15 protein-coding genes and 1 pseudogene are annotated in these 14479 nt (G+C 36.5%); 13 read left to right on the forward strand and 3 right to left on the reverse strand.

What is annotated here, in order from left to right:
• The 3 genes and pseudogenes from LC455_RS31820 to LC455_RS28570 all read left to right on the forward strand — a co-directional run.
• Positions 1 to 120 (forward strand): annotated as a pseudogene (locus LC455_RS31820) (barstar family protein); the annotation flags it as partial.
• 187 nt (positions 121 to 307) lie between these two features.
• Positions 308 to 793, forward strand: coding sequence for a hypothetical protein (locus tag LC455_RS28565; RefSeq protein WP_223596167.1), 486 nt, complete (start codon positions 308 to 310; stop codon positions 791 to 793).
• A 299-nt stretch (positions 794 to 1092) separates the two neighbouring features.
• Positions 1093 to 1503: a DUF6210 family protein gene (locus LC455_RS28570; RefSeq protein ID WP_223596169.1), complete on the forward strand. Its 411-nt coding sequence runs from the start codon at positions 1093 to 1095 to the stop codon at positions 1501 to 1503.
• Between the two features lie 254 nt (positions 1504 to 1757).
• Here LC455_RS28570 and LC455_RS28575 read toward each other — a convergent pair whose 3' ends face one another.
• Both LC455_RS28575 and LC455_RS28580 read right to left on the reverse strand, forming a co-directional pair.
• Positions 1758 to 2018, reverse strand: coding sequence for a hypothetical protein (locus tag LC455_RS28575; protein WP_223596171.1), 261 nt, complete (start codon positions 2016 to 2018; stop codon positions 1758 to 1760).
• Positions 2019 to 2358: 340 nt separating this feature from the next.
• Positions 2359 to 2991: a DUF6241 domain-containing protein gene (locus LC455_RS28580; protein ID WP_223596173.1), complete on the reverse strand. Its 633-nt coding sequence runs from the start codon at positions 2989 to 2991 to the stop codon at positions 2359 to 2361.
• Between the two features lie 690 nt (positions 2992 to 3681).
• Between LC455_RS28580 and LC455_RS28585 the strand changes: the two genes are divergently transcribed.
• On the forward strand, positions 3682 to 4254 hold the full coding sequence (locus tag LC455_RS28585; RefSeq protein ID WP_263297943.1) for a lysoplasmalogenase: 573 nt from the start codon (positions 3682 to 3684) through the stop codon (positions 4252 to 4254).
• 50 nt (positions 4255 to 4304) lie between these two features.
• Here LC455_RS28585 and LC455_RS28590 read toward each other — a convergent pair whose 3' ends face one another.
• Positions 4305 to 4832 carry a YceI family protein gene (locus tag LC455_RS28590; RefSeq protein WP_223596177.1) on the reverse strand — a complete coding sequence of 176 codons (528 nt, stop codon included), beginning with the start codon at positions 4830 to 4832 and terminating at the stop codon, positions 4305 to 4307.
• A gap of 322 nt (positions 4833 to 5154) precedes the next feature.
• Between LC455_RS28590 and hutP the strand changes: the two genes are divergently transcribed.
• From hutP to LC455_RS28635, 9 genes are all read left to right on the forward strand, one after another.
• Complete coding sequence (hutP, locus tag LC455_RS28595) at positions 5155 to 5601, forward strand: hut operon transcriptional regulator HutP (protein ID WP_223596179.1); 447 nt, start codon at positions 5155 to 5157, stop codon at positions 5599 to 5601.
• Positions 5602 to 5713: 112 nt separating this feature from the next.
• Positions 5714 to 7252, forward strand: a complete 1539-nt coding sequence (gene hutH, locus LC455_RS28600; RefSeq protein ID WP_223596181.1) for a histidine ammonia-lyase — start codon at positions 5714 to 5716, stop codon at positions 7250 to 7252.
• Positions 7253 to 7490: 238 nt separating this feature from the next.
• Positions 7491 to 7673, forward strand: a complete 183-nt coding sequence (locus tag LC455_RS28605; protein WP_026568610.1) for a YolD-like family protein — start codon at positions 7491 to 7493, stop codon at positions 7671 to 7673.
• 73 nt (positions 7674 to 7746) lie between these two features.
• On the forward strand, positions 7747 to 9045 hold the full coding sequence (locus LC455_RS28610; protein ID WP_317851491.1) for a Glu/Leu/Phe/Val family dehydrogenase: 1299 nt from the start codon (positions 7747 to 7749) through the stop codon (positions 9043 to 9045).
• A 93-nt stretch (positions 9046 to 9138) separates the two neighbouring features.
• Positions 9139 to 9297: a hypothetical protein gene (locus tag LC455_RS28615; protein ID WP_223596183.1), complete on the forward strand. Its 159-nt coding sequence runs from the start codon at positions 9139 to 9141 to the stop codon at positions 9295 to 9297.
• A 203-nt stretch (positions 9298 to 9500) separates the two neighbouring features.
• Positions 9501 to 11174: a urocanate hydratase gene (gene hutU / locus LC455_RS28620; RefSeq protein WP_223596186.1), complete on the forward strand. Its 1674-nt coding sequence runs from the start codon at positions 9501 to 9503 to the stop codon at positions 11172 to 11174.
• A gap of 189 nt (positions 11175 to 11363) precedes the next feature.
• On the forward strand, positions 11364 to 11969 hold the full coding sequence (locus tag LC455_RS28625; protein WP_223596188.1) for a HutD/Ves family protein: 606 nt from the start codon (positions 11364 to 11366) through the stop codon (positions 11967 to 11969).
• 213 nt (positions 11970 to 12182) lie between these two features.
• Positions 12183 to 13664 carry an amino acid permease gene (locus LC455_RS28630; protein ID WP_223596190.1) on the forward strand — a complete coding sequence of 494 codons (1482 nt, stop codon included), beginning with the start codon at positions 12183 to 12185 and terminating at the stop codon, positions 13662 to 13664.
• Positions 13665 to 14059: 395 nt separating this feature from the next.
• On the forward strand, positions 14060 to 14224 hold the full coding sequence (locus LC455_RS28635; RefSeq protein ID WP_223596191.1) for a hypothetical protein: 165 nt from the start codon (positions 14060 to 14062) through the stop codon (positions 14222 to 14224).
• The last annotated feature ends 255 nt before the right edge of the window (positions 14225 to 14479 follow it).

Below are 14479 nucleotides of genomic sequence, written 5' to 3' on the forward strand. Positions count from 1 at the left end.
TTTATGGGATGGTCTGAATTAGAAAAAAATCTGCCTCGTGATACTAAAATAATGAAAGAGTGCCTGCGTAATTACAATAATGATTTTCCAAGCTGGAAGAGTGAATTCTTATTCAACTAATGGGTGCAAGAGTTGAGGATCCAGCTGCCATTTTGGTGGCTTTTTTCTTATTCAAGTAACGGAGCAGTTTAGTTGAATAAGAAATTTTAAAAATAAATTAAACGAGGGTCTTTTTTGCAGGAGATTGTTATTTCATATCAAACTTATAACATAAACGTAAGAATTATAATAAGGTGGAATGATTTGATTGAAAACATTTGAAGATGATGAAAAGACTAAGTTTGTACATATTTATTGTAATACACTTAATAATTTAATCATCATACCCTGTGGAGAGTCCTCAAAATCAAAATTGAAAAGAGTACATATAGAAATTGATGCAGTTTCCAAAGTTAATTATCCATACGATGAGAATGAGTTGGAAGAAACATTATTCAGGTCAATGGAGTTATGCCACTCTAAAGAACCCGATGTGGAAAGTAAACAATCCATTATCGAAAGAGAACTCGGAATCAGTGGGTATAATAAAGCAACAAAAAAATTGGTAAGAAAAAAATTGAAACGAATTCTATTTCAGTGGAATAACATAGAAGGATACTCTATTAGACCGTTATGTCGAGGCTATTTAGAGAAGCATATTATTCTATTAGGTAAAAATATAGAACAAGGTCAATTAGCAGAGGCAGTAAAAAAAACAATTAATCTGAAGCAAAAGTGGTTTTTGAATAAATGATAAATCTATCGAATACTCTTGTTAAAGAAAGTATTCTTACAGAAGATTATTTTTTACCTCAATATCCTCTGGTTACAGTAAAATCAGATGGAACATTGCTGTTTCATGTTTAAGATAAGTTCTTATTCAAACTAACGGGTGCAAGAGTTAAAGAATGGGATCGCTGCGGCGGTCTTTTTTGCTTGTTCAGCTAACGTTGCAGTTTAGTTTAATAAGGCTAAAAGAGAAATACATTGACAGGAATTAATAACCCAGGTTCCGAATATTTTAATTAGATGTTGGAAAAGGAGGTTACTTTCATGCCTAAAAAACGTGAAGTCTGTCTATATAGCCTGGAACAACTTGCACTTATTATCAAGACAAAGTCTGGAATTGTTTACTCTAACCAAGCTGGGGGTTATTCTTGTTTACAACCTTCAGTTGAAGGTGTACTTACAATACTTGAAGATGACACAAAGGAATTATTGCAAAACCTTTCTAAATATTGTTTAAACAAAACAAAATTAACAATTGAAGATGCAAATTTCTTAGACGAATTACTTATGTCTTACTACGGAGCGGGGAAGTTTCTGTCAATAGACAGGAAAAGACTAGATGATTCAATGGAGGCTTGGCTTAATGTAATAATTGATAATAAAACATTAGATAAAACAATTCTGAATGGATTCGATGAAGATGAAGGAGTATTAACATGGAGTAATAGTGATTAAGTTGGCAAACACGTTAAGCTAACGGGTGCTAGAGTTTAAGAACTGGGATGTCTGCGGCGATCCCTTTTTTATTGCACTAACGAAAGCAGATTTGTTGAATAAGTATTTGCGATAAAAAGTATCCAAACTAAAAAAATAACGGTAGCTAAATAGCTCCCGTTTCTAATTTTGACCAACCTAAATGGTAGTCTACCTATTTTACTTTTTACCTAAAAGGCAATAAATTTTTATGTAAATCAAATCCAGAGATTAACTTAGTAATAAAAGAAAAGGAAGAATAAGATATCAATAACTAAGAAAATAATCAGTCCAATCCCTGTATAATCTTTTCCTTTGATAAAAAAATAGACACTGAGTCCAATAGTTAAAATCATTCCTGCGAGTATCACTCCAAACAAAATGGAATAATTCGTTGTCACTAATAATAATTCCATTACCACAAACTCAACGATTAAGCCTATCGATATTCCAATAGCTACTTTGCCTTTGTTTTTTTTCAATGCTTCAAGGGTCATAAAATCCTCCCAATACGGTATTTTGTCATATGTCAAATGGTCTTGTTAATGTATATGCAAATCAGGAAGTTCAAATCAATGCAAATTGAAATTCTTTTTGATTGCTGAGGAGGATTGTTTTGAGGCTATTTTAATTCTAAAATCCCGATTGAAACACCTCTTAAACAGTTACATCTCAACTTTGTGAAGGATTACACTTAAAGTAACGGGTGCGTTTGTTTAAGAAAATGTTCGGGACCGTTAAGGTTCTTTTTTTGTTTTTTAGTTAATAAAAATAATGATTTTAAGTATAAAGTCAAAAAAATAAGCCCTGGGAGGACCCAGAGCCAATCTGTAAGGCTTATTGCCAATCTCTTTTATTAATTTTTAAACCCTCGTCACCAAAGAAGTGCTCGATGTATTTCCGTTCCTCTTCAGCAGTTCTTACTTTCATTACTGGACTTTCACTTGGCTCATTAGGGTCACCTTTTAAATCCCTAATTGTCAGATAATCATCTTCGAAATTAGTGATGTCACCTTTCAACCATTTATCTAAGATCCTTGGATAAGGTTCGGATGTTTTTAGTTCAACTGCCTTGTTTTTCAAATATTGAAGGTTAGCTCGGTCAAATTGGATTCTTTTAACATCCACTGACAGTGGAATACGGTAATTTTCTTCGTCTTTAAACTCAAGCTTCTGAAGAGCCATCGTTATCATTCCGTAGTAGAAGATGTCATTATCCTTCACATTACTCTCAATTTCATAAAAGTTTTTTGCTGCTTTATCTAATTCAGCTTTGCTAACTTCAGGAACTAGCTGCGTAGCAGTCGGTGTATCTGTTTCCTTTTTATTTACTTCAGTCTTACTAATTTTAGGTTTAGTAGGAACAGTTGTTGCCGCTTCAGTTCTATCGCTATTGTAAGAGAAAATTGCGTATGCTCCTCCGATTACTAATGCTAATCCAAGTCCTGCTACAATTAAAGTCTTTTTCATTGATGCTCCCCCATAAATTTATTCAACTTTCTGTGGAAAGTTATTTTTTAATTTTACCATATCTTTCCTCCACAGTACCATCCTGTAAATCCAGAAATGGTTATGAACTTAATTAATGTTCCTGTCTCAATGCTCCGATTTATTTATTCAACTAACTTGGAAGGATAGTTGAAGACTGGCGTTGAATTTACAAATTATACAAAAAATAACAGGAGTGGGGTTATAGGGTGGAATGGCTATTGATGTATGTGAGCAGTGCTTTAGCAAACATAGATAAATTAGCAGTAATTTTTTTAGCTTTTATGTCTATATGGTTCCTAATAAGATTAAGTCAGATAGTACTACTTTTAAAAGATATTAAAGAAGAGTTAAAAAAGAAAAGCATTTGAAAATGAACTGATAATTGTTTCTTGTTCAACTAACCGGTGCAAGAGTTACAGACCAAACTGTCATTTTGGCAGCTTTTCTTATTGCACTAAGGGCAGGTAGTTTCGGATAGAAAATGTTTAGTTATAAAGAAAATAGTAGATTTTTTAACTCCTATGAGGTGAAGATGATGGCTATAAAACTAGGAGAAATAAATCTGTTACAATGAGGTGTATATTGAAAACTTTTCGATTACCCATTTTCATTTTACTTATGAGCCTTATATACATATTTGCCATTCCCAGCAAGCCAGAAGCAATCAAAATGCTATTTAAATTAATTCCAATGTGGCTAATTCTTTTCTATGCTTATAAACAAATACCTGATAAAAAATCACGCCCTCATTGGATTATATGGTGCGGATTATTTATCTGTATGCTAGGTGATGGGCTAATTAGATGGTTCGTTATCGGCTTAACAGCCTTCCTAATGGGTCATCTGTTTTATACAGCAGGGTTTTCCCGTTATTGGCGTTTTACAAAGCTTTCACTTCTTATGATTCTACCTATTGGATTATACGGCTTTGTTATCGGATATCACGTAATCGCTGCATTGCTTCGGAATCATAACGATACCTTAGTAGTTCCCGTACTTATGTATATTGTCATTATATCCCTGATGAGTTGGACTGGATTTTTGTCCCATAATATATGGGCAATAATAGGAAGTATTTTATTTGTCCTCTCAGACTCAATTCTGTCATGGAATATGTTTGTTTCAGAGATTCCCCATTCTGATATCCTGATTATGACAACCTATTATACAGCGCAATTTTTAATTGCACACAGCTTGCGTTTCTTTCCTGGTTTTGTCAGCTATTCTTCGGATAAAAAATAGGCGAAGACTTTTGTCTCGCCTTTTTGTATTTTATAATGGGGTTAAATTTATTATTCTTTTAATGCTTCAATTTGGATGAAAATAGTAATTTTATCTCCTATTAGAAAACCAAATGGATTTATAGTTGAATTTAAAGATAAACCGTAATCGTTTCTATAAATTTGTCCCTTACTACTAAATATCACCTTTTCATTTTCACAAGAATTCTTTCCTGATTTATTAATAGAAATATTGAAAGTTTCAAAACGTGAAAGTCCTCGAACAGTTAATAAACCATAAATATCATACTTATCTGTATCCTTTTTCACAATATTTTTTGATTTAAATGTGATTGTAGGAAATTGCTCATAATCAAATAAATTCGTCCTAAGGTGAGCATCTAGAATAGCATTATGAGTTTTAATACTAGACACATCTATATTGAAATGAATATTTGCTGTTGTTAAATCAACTAGGTCAGCCTCAATTGAAGCATTAAATTTACGAAATGCTCCGTAAACCGTAGAAACGATCATTTTGTTTACTGAAAAATTAACATTACTATTGGCGGGGTTAACGTTCCAATTTGCTTTTGTCATTTTATTCCTCTAATTTCATCTGAGAATTGATAAAAATAAATAAAACATGGTAATAATTACAAGAATATCATATCCCATTTTGATGTGCATTACTTTAATTCGAAGGAGTAATATTCTCATTGAATTAATTAGTAGTTTAGAGAAATTCAACAAGTAGACCAACAACAATTTCTCCGATCAAAAATCTACCACAATCTGGCGAAGAAGAAATTAGGAAAACTCCACAAATATTTATTGACCTAAAGATAGGAATATGTTTAAAATAGAAATCAGTTATTAGTCAATTATTAGTCAATTTAGAAAATTAAAAAGAGGTAACTGCATGGCGAAGGGATTCGACAGAAAAATTGGTCAGCAGGCAATCATGTACGCGTTTGCAGAAGAAGAGGAAGAAGCTTTAGTAAGTAAGTTTACGCAAATGAATTGGCGCTATGGAAAAGGAAAGGTTGGATCAATGGAGCTGCAGAAAATCGTAGCAGCCATTGAAACATCAGCGAAAAGACAAGAAATAGTCAACCCTGAACTTTATCGTGAAATGCATGCATTGTATCATGCGATTATTGAAGCGATGCACGGTGTAACACGTGGTCAAGTTGAGCTTGGCGGAATGCTTAGAACAGCAGGGCTTCGGTTTGCGATTCTTCGAGGCCATCCGTTTGAAAACAAGGCAGAAGGCGAATGGATTGCCGTTGCAGTGTATGGAACAATTGGAGCACCGGTTCGCGGGTTTGAGCATGAAGCGGTTGGATTAGGTATTAACCACATTTAAATAATAACAAGCCTATAGTTATTAGTTAAACAGGGGGCTGTATTGACGACGGGATACGTCTGTCAATACGGCCCCCTTTTTGGTTTTTAAAAAATGATAAGGGGTGTAAGAAATGGTTGTATTAACAGGTCAGACTTTAAAGATTGAAGAAGCAAAAGAGGTTTTATATAATGATGCGTTTGTTAAGGCTTCAGCGGAAAGTTGGAGCAATGTGGAAAAAAGCAGGGAAGCTGTTGAAAAGATCGTAAAGCAAAAGAAAGTCATCTACGGTATTACAACTGGGTTTGGAAAGTTTAGTGATGTATTGATTGATGCTGAAGATGCCGAGCAGTTGCAGTGGAATTTGATTCACTCTCATGCATGCGGGGTAGGAGAACCGTTCCCTGAAGTAGTTTCACGAGCCATGCTTCTGCTCCGTGCTAACGCATTATTAAAAGGTTTTTCTGGAGTGCGTCCCGTTGTCATTGAACGCTTGCTTGAGCTTTTAAATGCACATATACATCCGGTCATTCCGCAGCAAGGTTCACTTGGAGCGAGTGGGGATTTAGCACCACTGTCCCATTTGGCTCTAGTGCTAATGGGTGAGGGTGAAGTGTTTTATAAAGGGGAACAAATGAAGGCCGTCACAGCTTTGTCGAAAGAAGGTATCGTTCCACTGACATTGCAAGCAAAGGAAGGCTTAGCGTTAATTAACGGTACCCAAGCTATGACGGCAATGGGGCTAGTCAATTACATTGAAGCCGAGCAGCTTGCACTTCAAACGGAAGCGATCGCATCATTGACATTAGAAGGATCACGTGGCATTAAGGATGCTTTTGATGCTGATGTTCATCTTTCACGTGGGTATCGTCAACAGTCTGAAGTCGCGGAACGTATTCGGCGAATGATTAGTGACAGCCAGCTTGTCACTACGCAAGGAGAACTTCGGGTACAGGATGCATACTCTCTTCGCTGCATCCCACAAGTACACGGCGCATCATGGCAGGCACTTGATTATGTAAAAGAGAAACTTGAAATTGAAATGAACGCAGCAACCGATAATCCGCTTATTTTCGATGATGGTGAAAAGGTTATTTCGGGAGGGAACTTTCACGGCCAGCCGATCGCATTTGCAATGGACTTCCTTAAAATTGCCATGGCGGAGTTTGCGAATATTTCAGAACGCCGAATTGAGCGTCTCGTCAATCCGCAGCTAAATGATTTACCGCCGTTTTTAAGCCCAGAGCCGGGTTTGCAGTCGGGAGCGATGATTATGCAATATGTGGCAGCTGCACTTGTATCAGAAAACAAAACATTGGCGCACCCGGCAAGTGTGGATTCCATCCCATCTTCAGCGAACCAGGAAGATCATGTAAGCATGGGGACAATTGGATCCCGCCATGCTCATCAAATCATTCAAAACGTCCGCTGTGTATTGGCAATTGAACTTATTTGCGCCTTGCAAGCAGTGGAATATCGTGGAAAAGATAAGATGGCTTCATTTACAAATGCTTTTTATACGGAAGCGAGAAAGCTTATCCCAAGCATTACGCAAGATCGTGTGTTCTCAAAGGATATTGAGGCAGCAGCAAGCTGGTTATATCAAATCGACTGGAAATCATTTGTAGAAGAAAACTTACATGTTAGAAAAGAGGAAATTTCCAAACAGTAATCAAGGTGATGGAGTTGTTTTTAACCCAACATCTTTCAAAATCATCCCTATTTCGGAAATGGGAGGAATAGTTATAGTGGTTACTATGCTCGCCTCTTGTTCAAATCTTTAACGTCATTCCGGAGCATTGTTTGCTCCGGTGACGATTTTCTTACTGAATCTTACTGAACTTATACGATCTAAAGGGTCAAATTATTTTTATTTCGGAAATTCCAAGCTTCGGAGAAAGGGATAACAGATGTTTTTAAAAGAGTTGACAAAAAAAGAATATATTACAATTACTTACTATGAGAATAGTTCATTACTAACATGCAATGGCCGTGTATGTCTAATTGATATACAGAAACAAGCACTTTTATTAAAAGACAGACAGCAAAAAAATCTTTCCATCCGTTTATCCGATATTAGAAAAATTCATTAAATATAGCCTTTTTTTGCGTTAAATAATACATTGGTACATTTAATTCAAACAACTTATATTAGAGGTGCATCGAATGAAAGTGGCAGTTGATATAAATAGCGCACGAGTTCAAAAACAAGATGGCTCGCACAATGACTCATTGGATTTATTAAGTTCCACTCAATCTATTATAAAAATGGCGGTTAGAAAATTAGGCTATAGCGAGGAAATGTATGAGTTATTAAAAGAACCGCTTAGAATCCTCACGGTACGTATCCCCGTCCGAATGGATGACGGTTCCACTAAAATTTTTATTGGATACCGTTCTCAACATAACGACGCTGTTGGTCCTACAAAAGGGGGAATACGTTTTCATCCGGAGGTAAGTGAAGAGGAAGTAAAAGCGTTGTCCATGTGGATGAGTTTAAAATGCGGTATTGTTGATCTTCCATACGGCGGTGGAAAAGGGGGAATTATATGTGACCCTCGCAGCATGTCATTTCTTGAATTAGAACGTTTAAGTCGAGGATATGTGCGTGCTATCAGCCAAATTGTCGGGCCAACGAAAGATATTCCTGCACCAGATGTCTATACAAACCCGCAAATTATGGCATGGATGATGGATGAGTATAGCCGAATTCAAGAATTTGATTCGCCAGGATTTATTACAGGAAAACCGATTGTACTTGGAGGTTCTCAAGGACGTGAAACGGCAACGGCTGCCGGAGTGACGATTTGCATCGAGGAGGCAGCAAAACGAAGAGGGATTCCAATTAAGGGGTCACGCATTATTATCCAAGGGTTTGGGAATGCAGGAAGTTATCTTGCAAAATTTATGAAAGATGCAGGAGCAAAAGTGATTGGCATTTCGGATGCATATGGTGCACTTTATGATCCGGAAGGGCTTGATATTGATTATCTACTTGATCGCCGCGATAGTTTTGGTACCGTAACAAATTTATTTACAAACGTTATTACGAATCAGGAGTTACTTGAAAAAGAATGTGAAATTCTTGTTCCTGCGGCGATTTCTAATCAAATTACACGAGAGAATGCAAATAAGATTAAGGCTGATATTATTGTTGAGGCCGCAAATGGACCAACAACACTTGAAGCAACACATATATTAACAAATCGTAACGTATTACTTGTACCGGACGTCCTTGCAAGCTCTGGCGGTGTAACTGTTTCCTATTTTGAATGGGTACAAAACAACCAAGGTTTTTATTGGTCTGAAGAAGAAGTAGCTCAAAGGTTACGTGATAAAATTGTCGATTCCTTTGAAAGGGTTTTCTCCACGGCCCAACGATACCAAGTAGATATGCGCTTGGCTGCATATATGGTTGGAATAAGAAAAATGGCAGAAGCATCCCATTTTCGCGGCTGGGTTTAAATCTATTATCTATTATTTAATAACCGAATACCCGGTTGATAAAATATAACAAATACCTAGCAATATATAAGAATCTTAATTGGAGGAGATTTTATGTGGGTCATCACTTCCTATTCAAATTCAAATATTACTATGTATGAATTTGACTCAGAAGAAGATGCAAGAGCTGCTGACGAAAACATGGAAGGCTATAGGATTATTTCTGAGATTGTTTACATTACTGATCAAAATAGGGAATTAGTCGCTATTTAAGATCTTTACAATGAATCGACCTTTATTTATTGGATTATAAAAATAATAAACAAATCTAAAAATATTGCTATTTTTGATAAAAACTTTTATATAAACACCCGCAATTTTTAAATAATTTATAAGTTTTCGAATTTTCTGTTCGTATTTTTCAAATGATTTTATTTTTATAATTAAGCCATAGTTAAACAAAAGGAGTTAATGTTATGGAAACGAAAACATCTGGAAAAAGAATCATTAAAAATTATATAGGTACGGAACTACATGCAAAAGGCTGGATTCAAGAAGCTGCTCTTCGCATGCTTTATAACAACCTAGACCAAGAAGTAGCAGAAAGACCAGAAGATCTTGTTGTCTACGGCGGGATTGGGAAAGCTGCTCGTAACTGGGAATCTTTTGATGCAATTGTGAAAACGCTTTTAGAACTAGAAGATGATGAAACACTTCTAGTTCAATCAGGTAAGCCAGTAGTTGTATGGAAATCACACAAAGATGCACCACGCGTATTGCTTGCGAACTCAAACCTTGTACCTGCATGGGCAAACTGGGAGCATTTCCATGAGCTAGATAAAAAAGGCTTGATGATGTACGGTCAAATGACAGCAGGCAGCTGGATCTATATTGGAAGCCAAGGTATTGTTCAAGGTACGTATGAAACATTTGCAGAACTTGCACGTCAAGAGTTTGGCGGATCTTTAAAACATACCATTACATTAACAGCAGGTCTTGGCGGAATGGGCGGTGCTCAGCCACTTGCAGTAACCATGAACGATGGAGTTTGTATCGCGATCGATGTAGATGAATGGAGAATTGACCGACGTATCGAAACAAGATACTTGGATGTAAAAACAAAAGACCTTGATGAGGCGCTTAAAATAGCGTTTGAAGCGAAAAAAGTAGGAAAAGCACTTTCCATCGGACTTCTTGGCAATGCAGCAGAAATCTTACCATTAATGATTGAAAAAGGCTTCAACCCAGATGTACTAACAGACCAAACTTCAGCTCACGATCCGCTTAATGGATATGTTCCAGTTGGTTATTCACTAGAAGAAGCAGCTAGTTTAAGAGAAGAAGATCCTACACTATATGTAAAGCTATCTAAACAAAGCATGGCAACACACGTAAAAGCAATGCTTACAATGCAGCAAAAAGGCGCTGTTACATTTGACTACGGTAACAATATCCGTCAGGTAGCAAAAGACGAAGGCGTAGAAAATGCATTTGATTTCCCTGGATTCGTTCCAGCCTACATCCGACCACTGTTCTGTGAGGGAAAAGGACCTTTCCGATGGGCAGCTTTATCTGGCGATCCAGAAGATATCCGTAAAATTGACGAAGCATTACTTCGTGTATATAAAGATGATGAGCATCTTTGCAAATGGGTACGTATGGCACAAGAAAGAATTGCGTTTCAAGGTCTTCCTGCACGTATTTGCTGGCTTGGATACGGTGAAAGAGCCCGTTTTGGTAAAATTATTAACGACATGGTTGCTTCAGGTGAAGTTTCCGCGCCAATCGTTATCGGTCGTGATCACTTGGATGCTGGTTCTGTTGCTTCTCCAAACCGTGAAACAGAAAGCATGAAAGACGGCAGTGATGCAGTATCTGACTGGCCAATCCTAAATGCGATGATTAACGCAGTTGGAGGCGCAAGCTGGATTTCTTTACACCATGGCGGCGGCGTAGGTATGGGATATTCTCAGCACTCTGGTATGGTTATCGTTGCCGATGGCACGAAAGAAGCAGAAGCACGTTTAGAGCGCGTATTAACGACTGACCCTGGTATGGGTGTTGTCCGCCATGCTGACGCTGGTTATGAACTAGCGATTAAAACAGCGAGAGAAAAAGACATCAAAATGCCAATGTTAAAGCAAGACTAAGACCAGACCGAAACGAATGAGTAAAGCACTTTTTATCAGAAATGCTTCTCAGCTCTTACCTTAAAGGGGAGCTTAACAACTCCCCTTGTAAAAGGTGTGATGTATGAGCAAAAGTATAGAAGAATATCGCCAGGATCTGCATGAATGAGCAAAGAGTAAAATTTTTTGATAGAAATGTGGAGTGGGAATATGACTTATTCAATAAAATTTGTAAAAAAAAATGAACAAACTACGAATTTATGGTCCGGTGGAAAAACAACGCAACTGGCCATTTATCCTGAAGATGCGGAATATAGTAAACGGAATTTCCAATGGCGCATTAGTACTGCTGATATCGAAGTAGAAGATTCCCTATTTACGCATCTGCCAGGTATCCAAAGAGTAATAATGACACTTGAAGGTGAAATGTATCTTGTGCATGAAGGAAAACATTCGGTGGTTTTGAAGCCTTTTGAGCAAGATCGCTTTGATGGTGGATGGACAACACGAAGCAAAGGGAGCGTTAGGGATTTTAATTTAATGTTATCAGGGGGGTGGGATGGAGGGCTTACCTGCATTCAGGTTAATAAGGATATTCAAGATTTAATGTTAGAAATGACAGGAACGGCAGAGGTTTTTTATTGTGTTGATGGAATGGTAGGAGTTGAAATAGGTGAAGAAGACCCTTTATTTTTCGAAAAAGGCGATACATTGATTATTATGAGGGAGAATTTATCTGAGGAAATGAGTATTAAGTTTCGTCGTAAAATGGAAAAAACGGTTACGATTATTAGAGCAATCATGGTTGTTTCGTAACATGAAGCCTAATTCTAAGTATTGCAGCTGCTGAAAAAAATCAATCAATATCACAGTAACTGATGTCTTGGAATTACTTCAATTAATGTACTATTTTTGAAGATTTTATTATTTCAATAAATGAATCTATGAAAGCGCTTTTTTATACAGTCTTATTGTATTTTTAAGATTGTATAAGAATTAATTATAAGAGACTAAAAAAAGAGGTGTTTTATGCAAACGGTACAAAAAATACAAACTCAGCAAACAAATCCAGGAGAACAACATGAACACTTAGAAAGAAAATTAAAAACTAGGCACTTATCAATGATTGCCATCGGTGGAACGATTGGAACGGGTCTCTTTTTAGCTAGTGGTACTACCATTCATGATGCTGGTCCAGGGGGGGCGATTGCGGCCTATCTTATTGCCGGGATCATGGTTTATTTCCTCATGACAAGCTTATCGGAGATGGCTGCATTTATACCAATTTCGGGTTCTTTTAGTACCTATACAGCAAGATTTGTTGACCCTGCCTTAGGGTTTGCTGTTGGCTGGAATTATTGGTATAACAATGCTATTATTCTTGCTCTTGAATTATCGGCTTCTTCATTGATTATGAAATATTGGCTGCCTAATGTTCCAGGCATTATCTGGAGTGCAATTTTTCTCGTCCTTATTTTTGGTCTAAATGTTTTATCTGTAAAAGGTTATGGTGAATCCGAATTTTGGTTTTCCATTATCAAGGTTGTAACCATTATGATTTTTATTGTTGTTGGATTATTGATGATCTTTGGAATTATGAATGGACATACCGGTGGATTTGGAAATCTTACCAAAGGAGAGGCGCCATTTAAGGGAGGTCTTTTATCCATATTTAGTGTCTTTATGGTAGTAGGATTTGCCTTTCAAGGAACTGAAATGGTTGGAGTAGCTGCAGGTGAAAGTGAAAATCCTGAAAAAAATATCCCTAAAGCGATTAAGCAAATCTTCTGGCGAATTCTTTTATTCTATGTTTTAGCCATTTTCGTCATCGGATGCTTAGTTAGCTATAATGATCCCAATTTATTAAGTTCCGATCTTGAAAATATAGGGGTAAGTCCATTTACTCTTGTTTTTAAACATGCTGGGCTGGCATTTGCCGCAGCTGCCATGAATGCTGTCATCCTTACATCCGTTTTATCTGCAGGAAACTCATGTTTATATGTTGGTTCACGGGTCCTATGGGTATTGGCAGAAGAAGGTAAAGCACCAGCATTCTTGAAAAAAGTAAATAAAGGCGGCGTTCCGGTAAACGCGTTATATATGACTACTTTTGTGGGAATGCTTTGCTTCCTAACCTCTTTTTTCGGGGATGGAGCAGTTTATTCATGGTTATTAAATGCTGCCGGTCTAGCAGGTTATCTCTCTTGGTTAAGTATTTCTGTTACTCATTATCGATTCCGAAAAGCTTTTATTGCGCAAGGCAGAGACTTTAAAGATCTTCCTTATTTTGCGAAATGGTTCCCGTTAGGACCAATACTAGCGACAATATTATGTTTAGTGGCAATGCTCGGAACAAATTACGGGGCATTTATCGGGGATAAGATTGACTGGTATGGAATTCTGGTTTCATATATTGGATTACCTTTATTCTTACTTGGATATTTTAGCTATAAAATTGTAAAGAAATCAAAGATGGTTCCATTACAAGAGGCTGATTTCAGTCGAGAATAAAATCACTTTTTCACTAACGCTTTGGAATTTCAAAGCGTTAGTGATATTTATATGGCGTGTTTTCCATACAGATATCAGATGAAATAGAGTATCGTTTGAATGATAATATAGATTTTATTTATAATAAAGTTTTTTTAAAACGCAAATTAGACTATCCACAATCGGGCCAATTCTGCTGCATGAATTGTGCTCTTTTTTATGTTAAGGGCCATTTAATGAAAGAAAAATCTCAAGCATGATTGAATATTCATGTTAACAGCAGCATGGAGTTTGTGAAGGATTGCACTTAAACTATAGAGGCAGGTTAGTAGCAAAGTTATTCATATTAATTATAGAGAATTAATAAAATGATAAGTAACTAATTGGTTACTTTAGCCGAGTAGAAAGGGGATTTTATGAATAAAACAACCTTTTACTTTTGGATGAGTGTAATTGCTTTAATCTCTGTTTTTTCAGGAGAAATTGTAACGTTTATGATGCTTTTCTTAATTCTAGTTACTTTAAAAGAAATACATCAAATCTTAATGGAATTTTATGACGATTGGAAAGGCAAGAACTAACGTTAAAAATATATTCATCATTACTCTTGTTCAACTATCGGGTCCAAGAGTTATAGAAATGATCGCTGCGGCGGTCTTTTTTAAATTTCCGAACTAACTGGAGTTTAGTTTCCGTGCTACCACTGGTTGCTTGCTTTTAAATGCTAATAATGTGAATAGTTGTTGCGTCAGTTCATCCCGAAACATCAAGAATTGGATCGTTGATGAAAGTTAAATAAAAAGGATAAGTATTAGGATTTTGGCAAAATCTCCGTT

It is taken from the genome of Neobacillus bataviensis (assembly GCF_019969725.1).

Excerpts from the sequence above, each read along its gene's own strand:
- LC455_RS28570 (WP_223596169.1), top strand. The coding sequence starts at position 1,093 with ATGCCTAAAAAACGTGAAGTCTGTCTATATAGCCTGGAACAACTTGCA.
- LC455_RS28575 (WP_223596171.1), bottom strand. The coding sequence starts at position 2,018 with ATGACCCTTGAAGCATTGAAAAAAAACAAAGGCAAAGTAGCTATTGGA.
- LC455_RS28580 (WP_223596173.1), bottom strand. The coding sequence starts at position 2,991 with ATGAAAAAGACTTTAATTGTAGCAGGACTTGGATTAGCATTAGTAATC.
- LC455_RS28585 (WP_263297943.1), top strand. The coding sequence starts at position 3,682 with ATGCTATTTAAATTAATTCCAATGTGGCTAATTCTTTTCTATGCTTAT.
- LC455_RS28590 (WP_223596177.1), bottom strand. The coding sequence starts at position 4,832 with ATGACAAAAGCAAATTGGAACGTTAACCCCGCCAATAGTAATGTTAAT.
- hutP (WP_223596179.1), top strand. The coding sequence starts at position 5,155 with ATGGCGAAGGGATTCGACAGAAAAATTGGTCAGCAGGCAATCATGTAC.
- hutH (WP_223596181.1), top strand. The coding sequence starts at position 5,714 with ATGGTTGTATTAACAGGTCAGACTTTAAAGATTGAAGAAGCAAAAGAG.
- LC455_RS28605 (WP_026568610.1), top strand. The coding sequence starts at position 7,491 with ATGTTTTTAAAAGAGTTGACAAAAAAAGAATATATTACAATTACTTAC.
- LC455_RS28610 (WP_317851491.1), top strand. The coding sequence starts at position 7,747 with ATGAAAGTGGCAGTTGATATAAATAGCGCACGAGTTCAAAAACAAGAT.
- LC455_RS28615 (WP_223596183.1), top strand. The coding sequence starts at position 9,139 with ATGTGGGTCATCACTTCCTATTCAAATTCAAATATTACTATGTATGAA.
- hutU (WP_223596186.1), top strand. The coding sequence starts at position 9,501 with ATGGAAACGAAAACATCTGGAAAAAGAATCATTAAAAATTATATAGGT.
- LC455_RS28625 (WP_223596188.1), top strand. The coding sequence starts at position 11,364 with ATGACTTATTCAATAAAATTTGTAAAAAAAAATGAACAAACTACGAAT.
- LC455_RS28630 (WP_223596190.1), top strand. The coding sequence starts at position 12,183 with ATGCAAACGGTACAAAAAATACAAACTCAGCAAACAAATCCAGGAGAA.
- LC455_RS28635 (WP_223596191.1), top strand. The coding sequence starts at position 14,060 with ATGAATAAAACAACCTTTTACTTTTGGATGAGTGTAATTGCTTTAATC.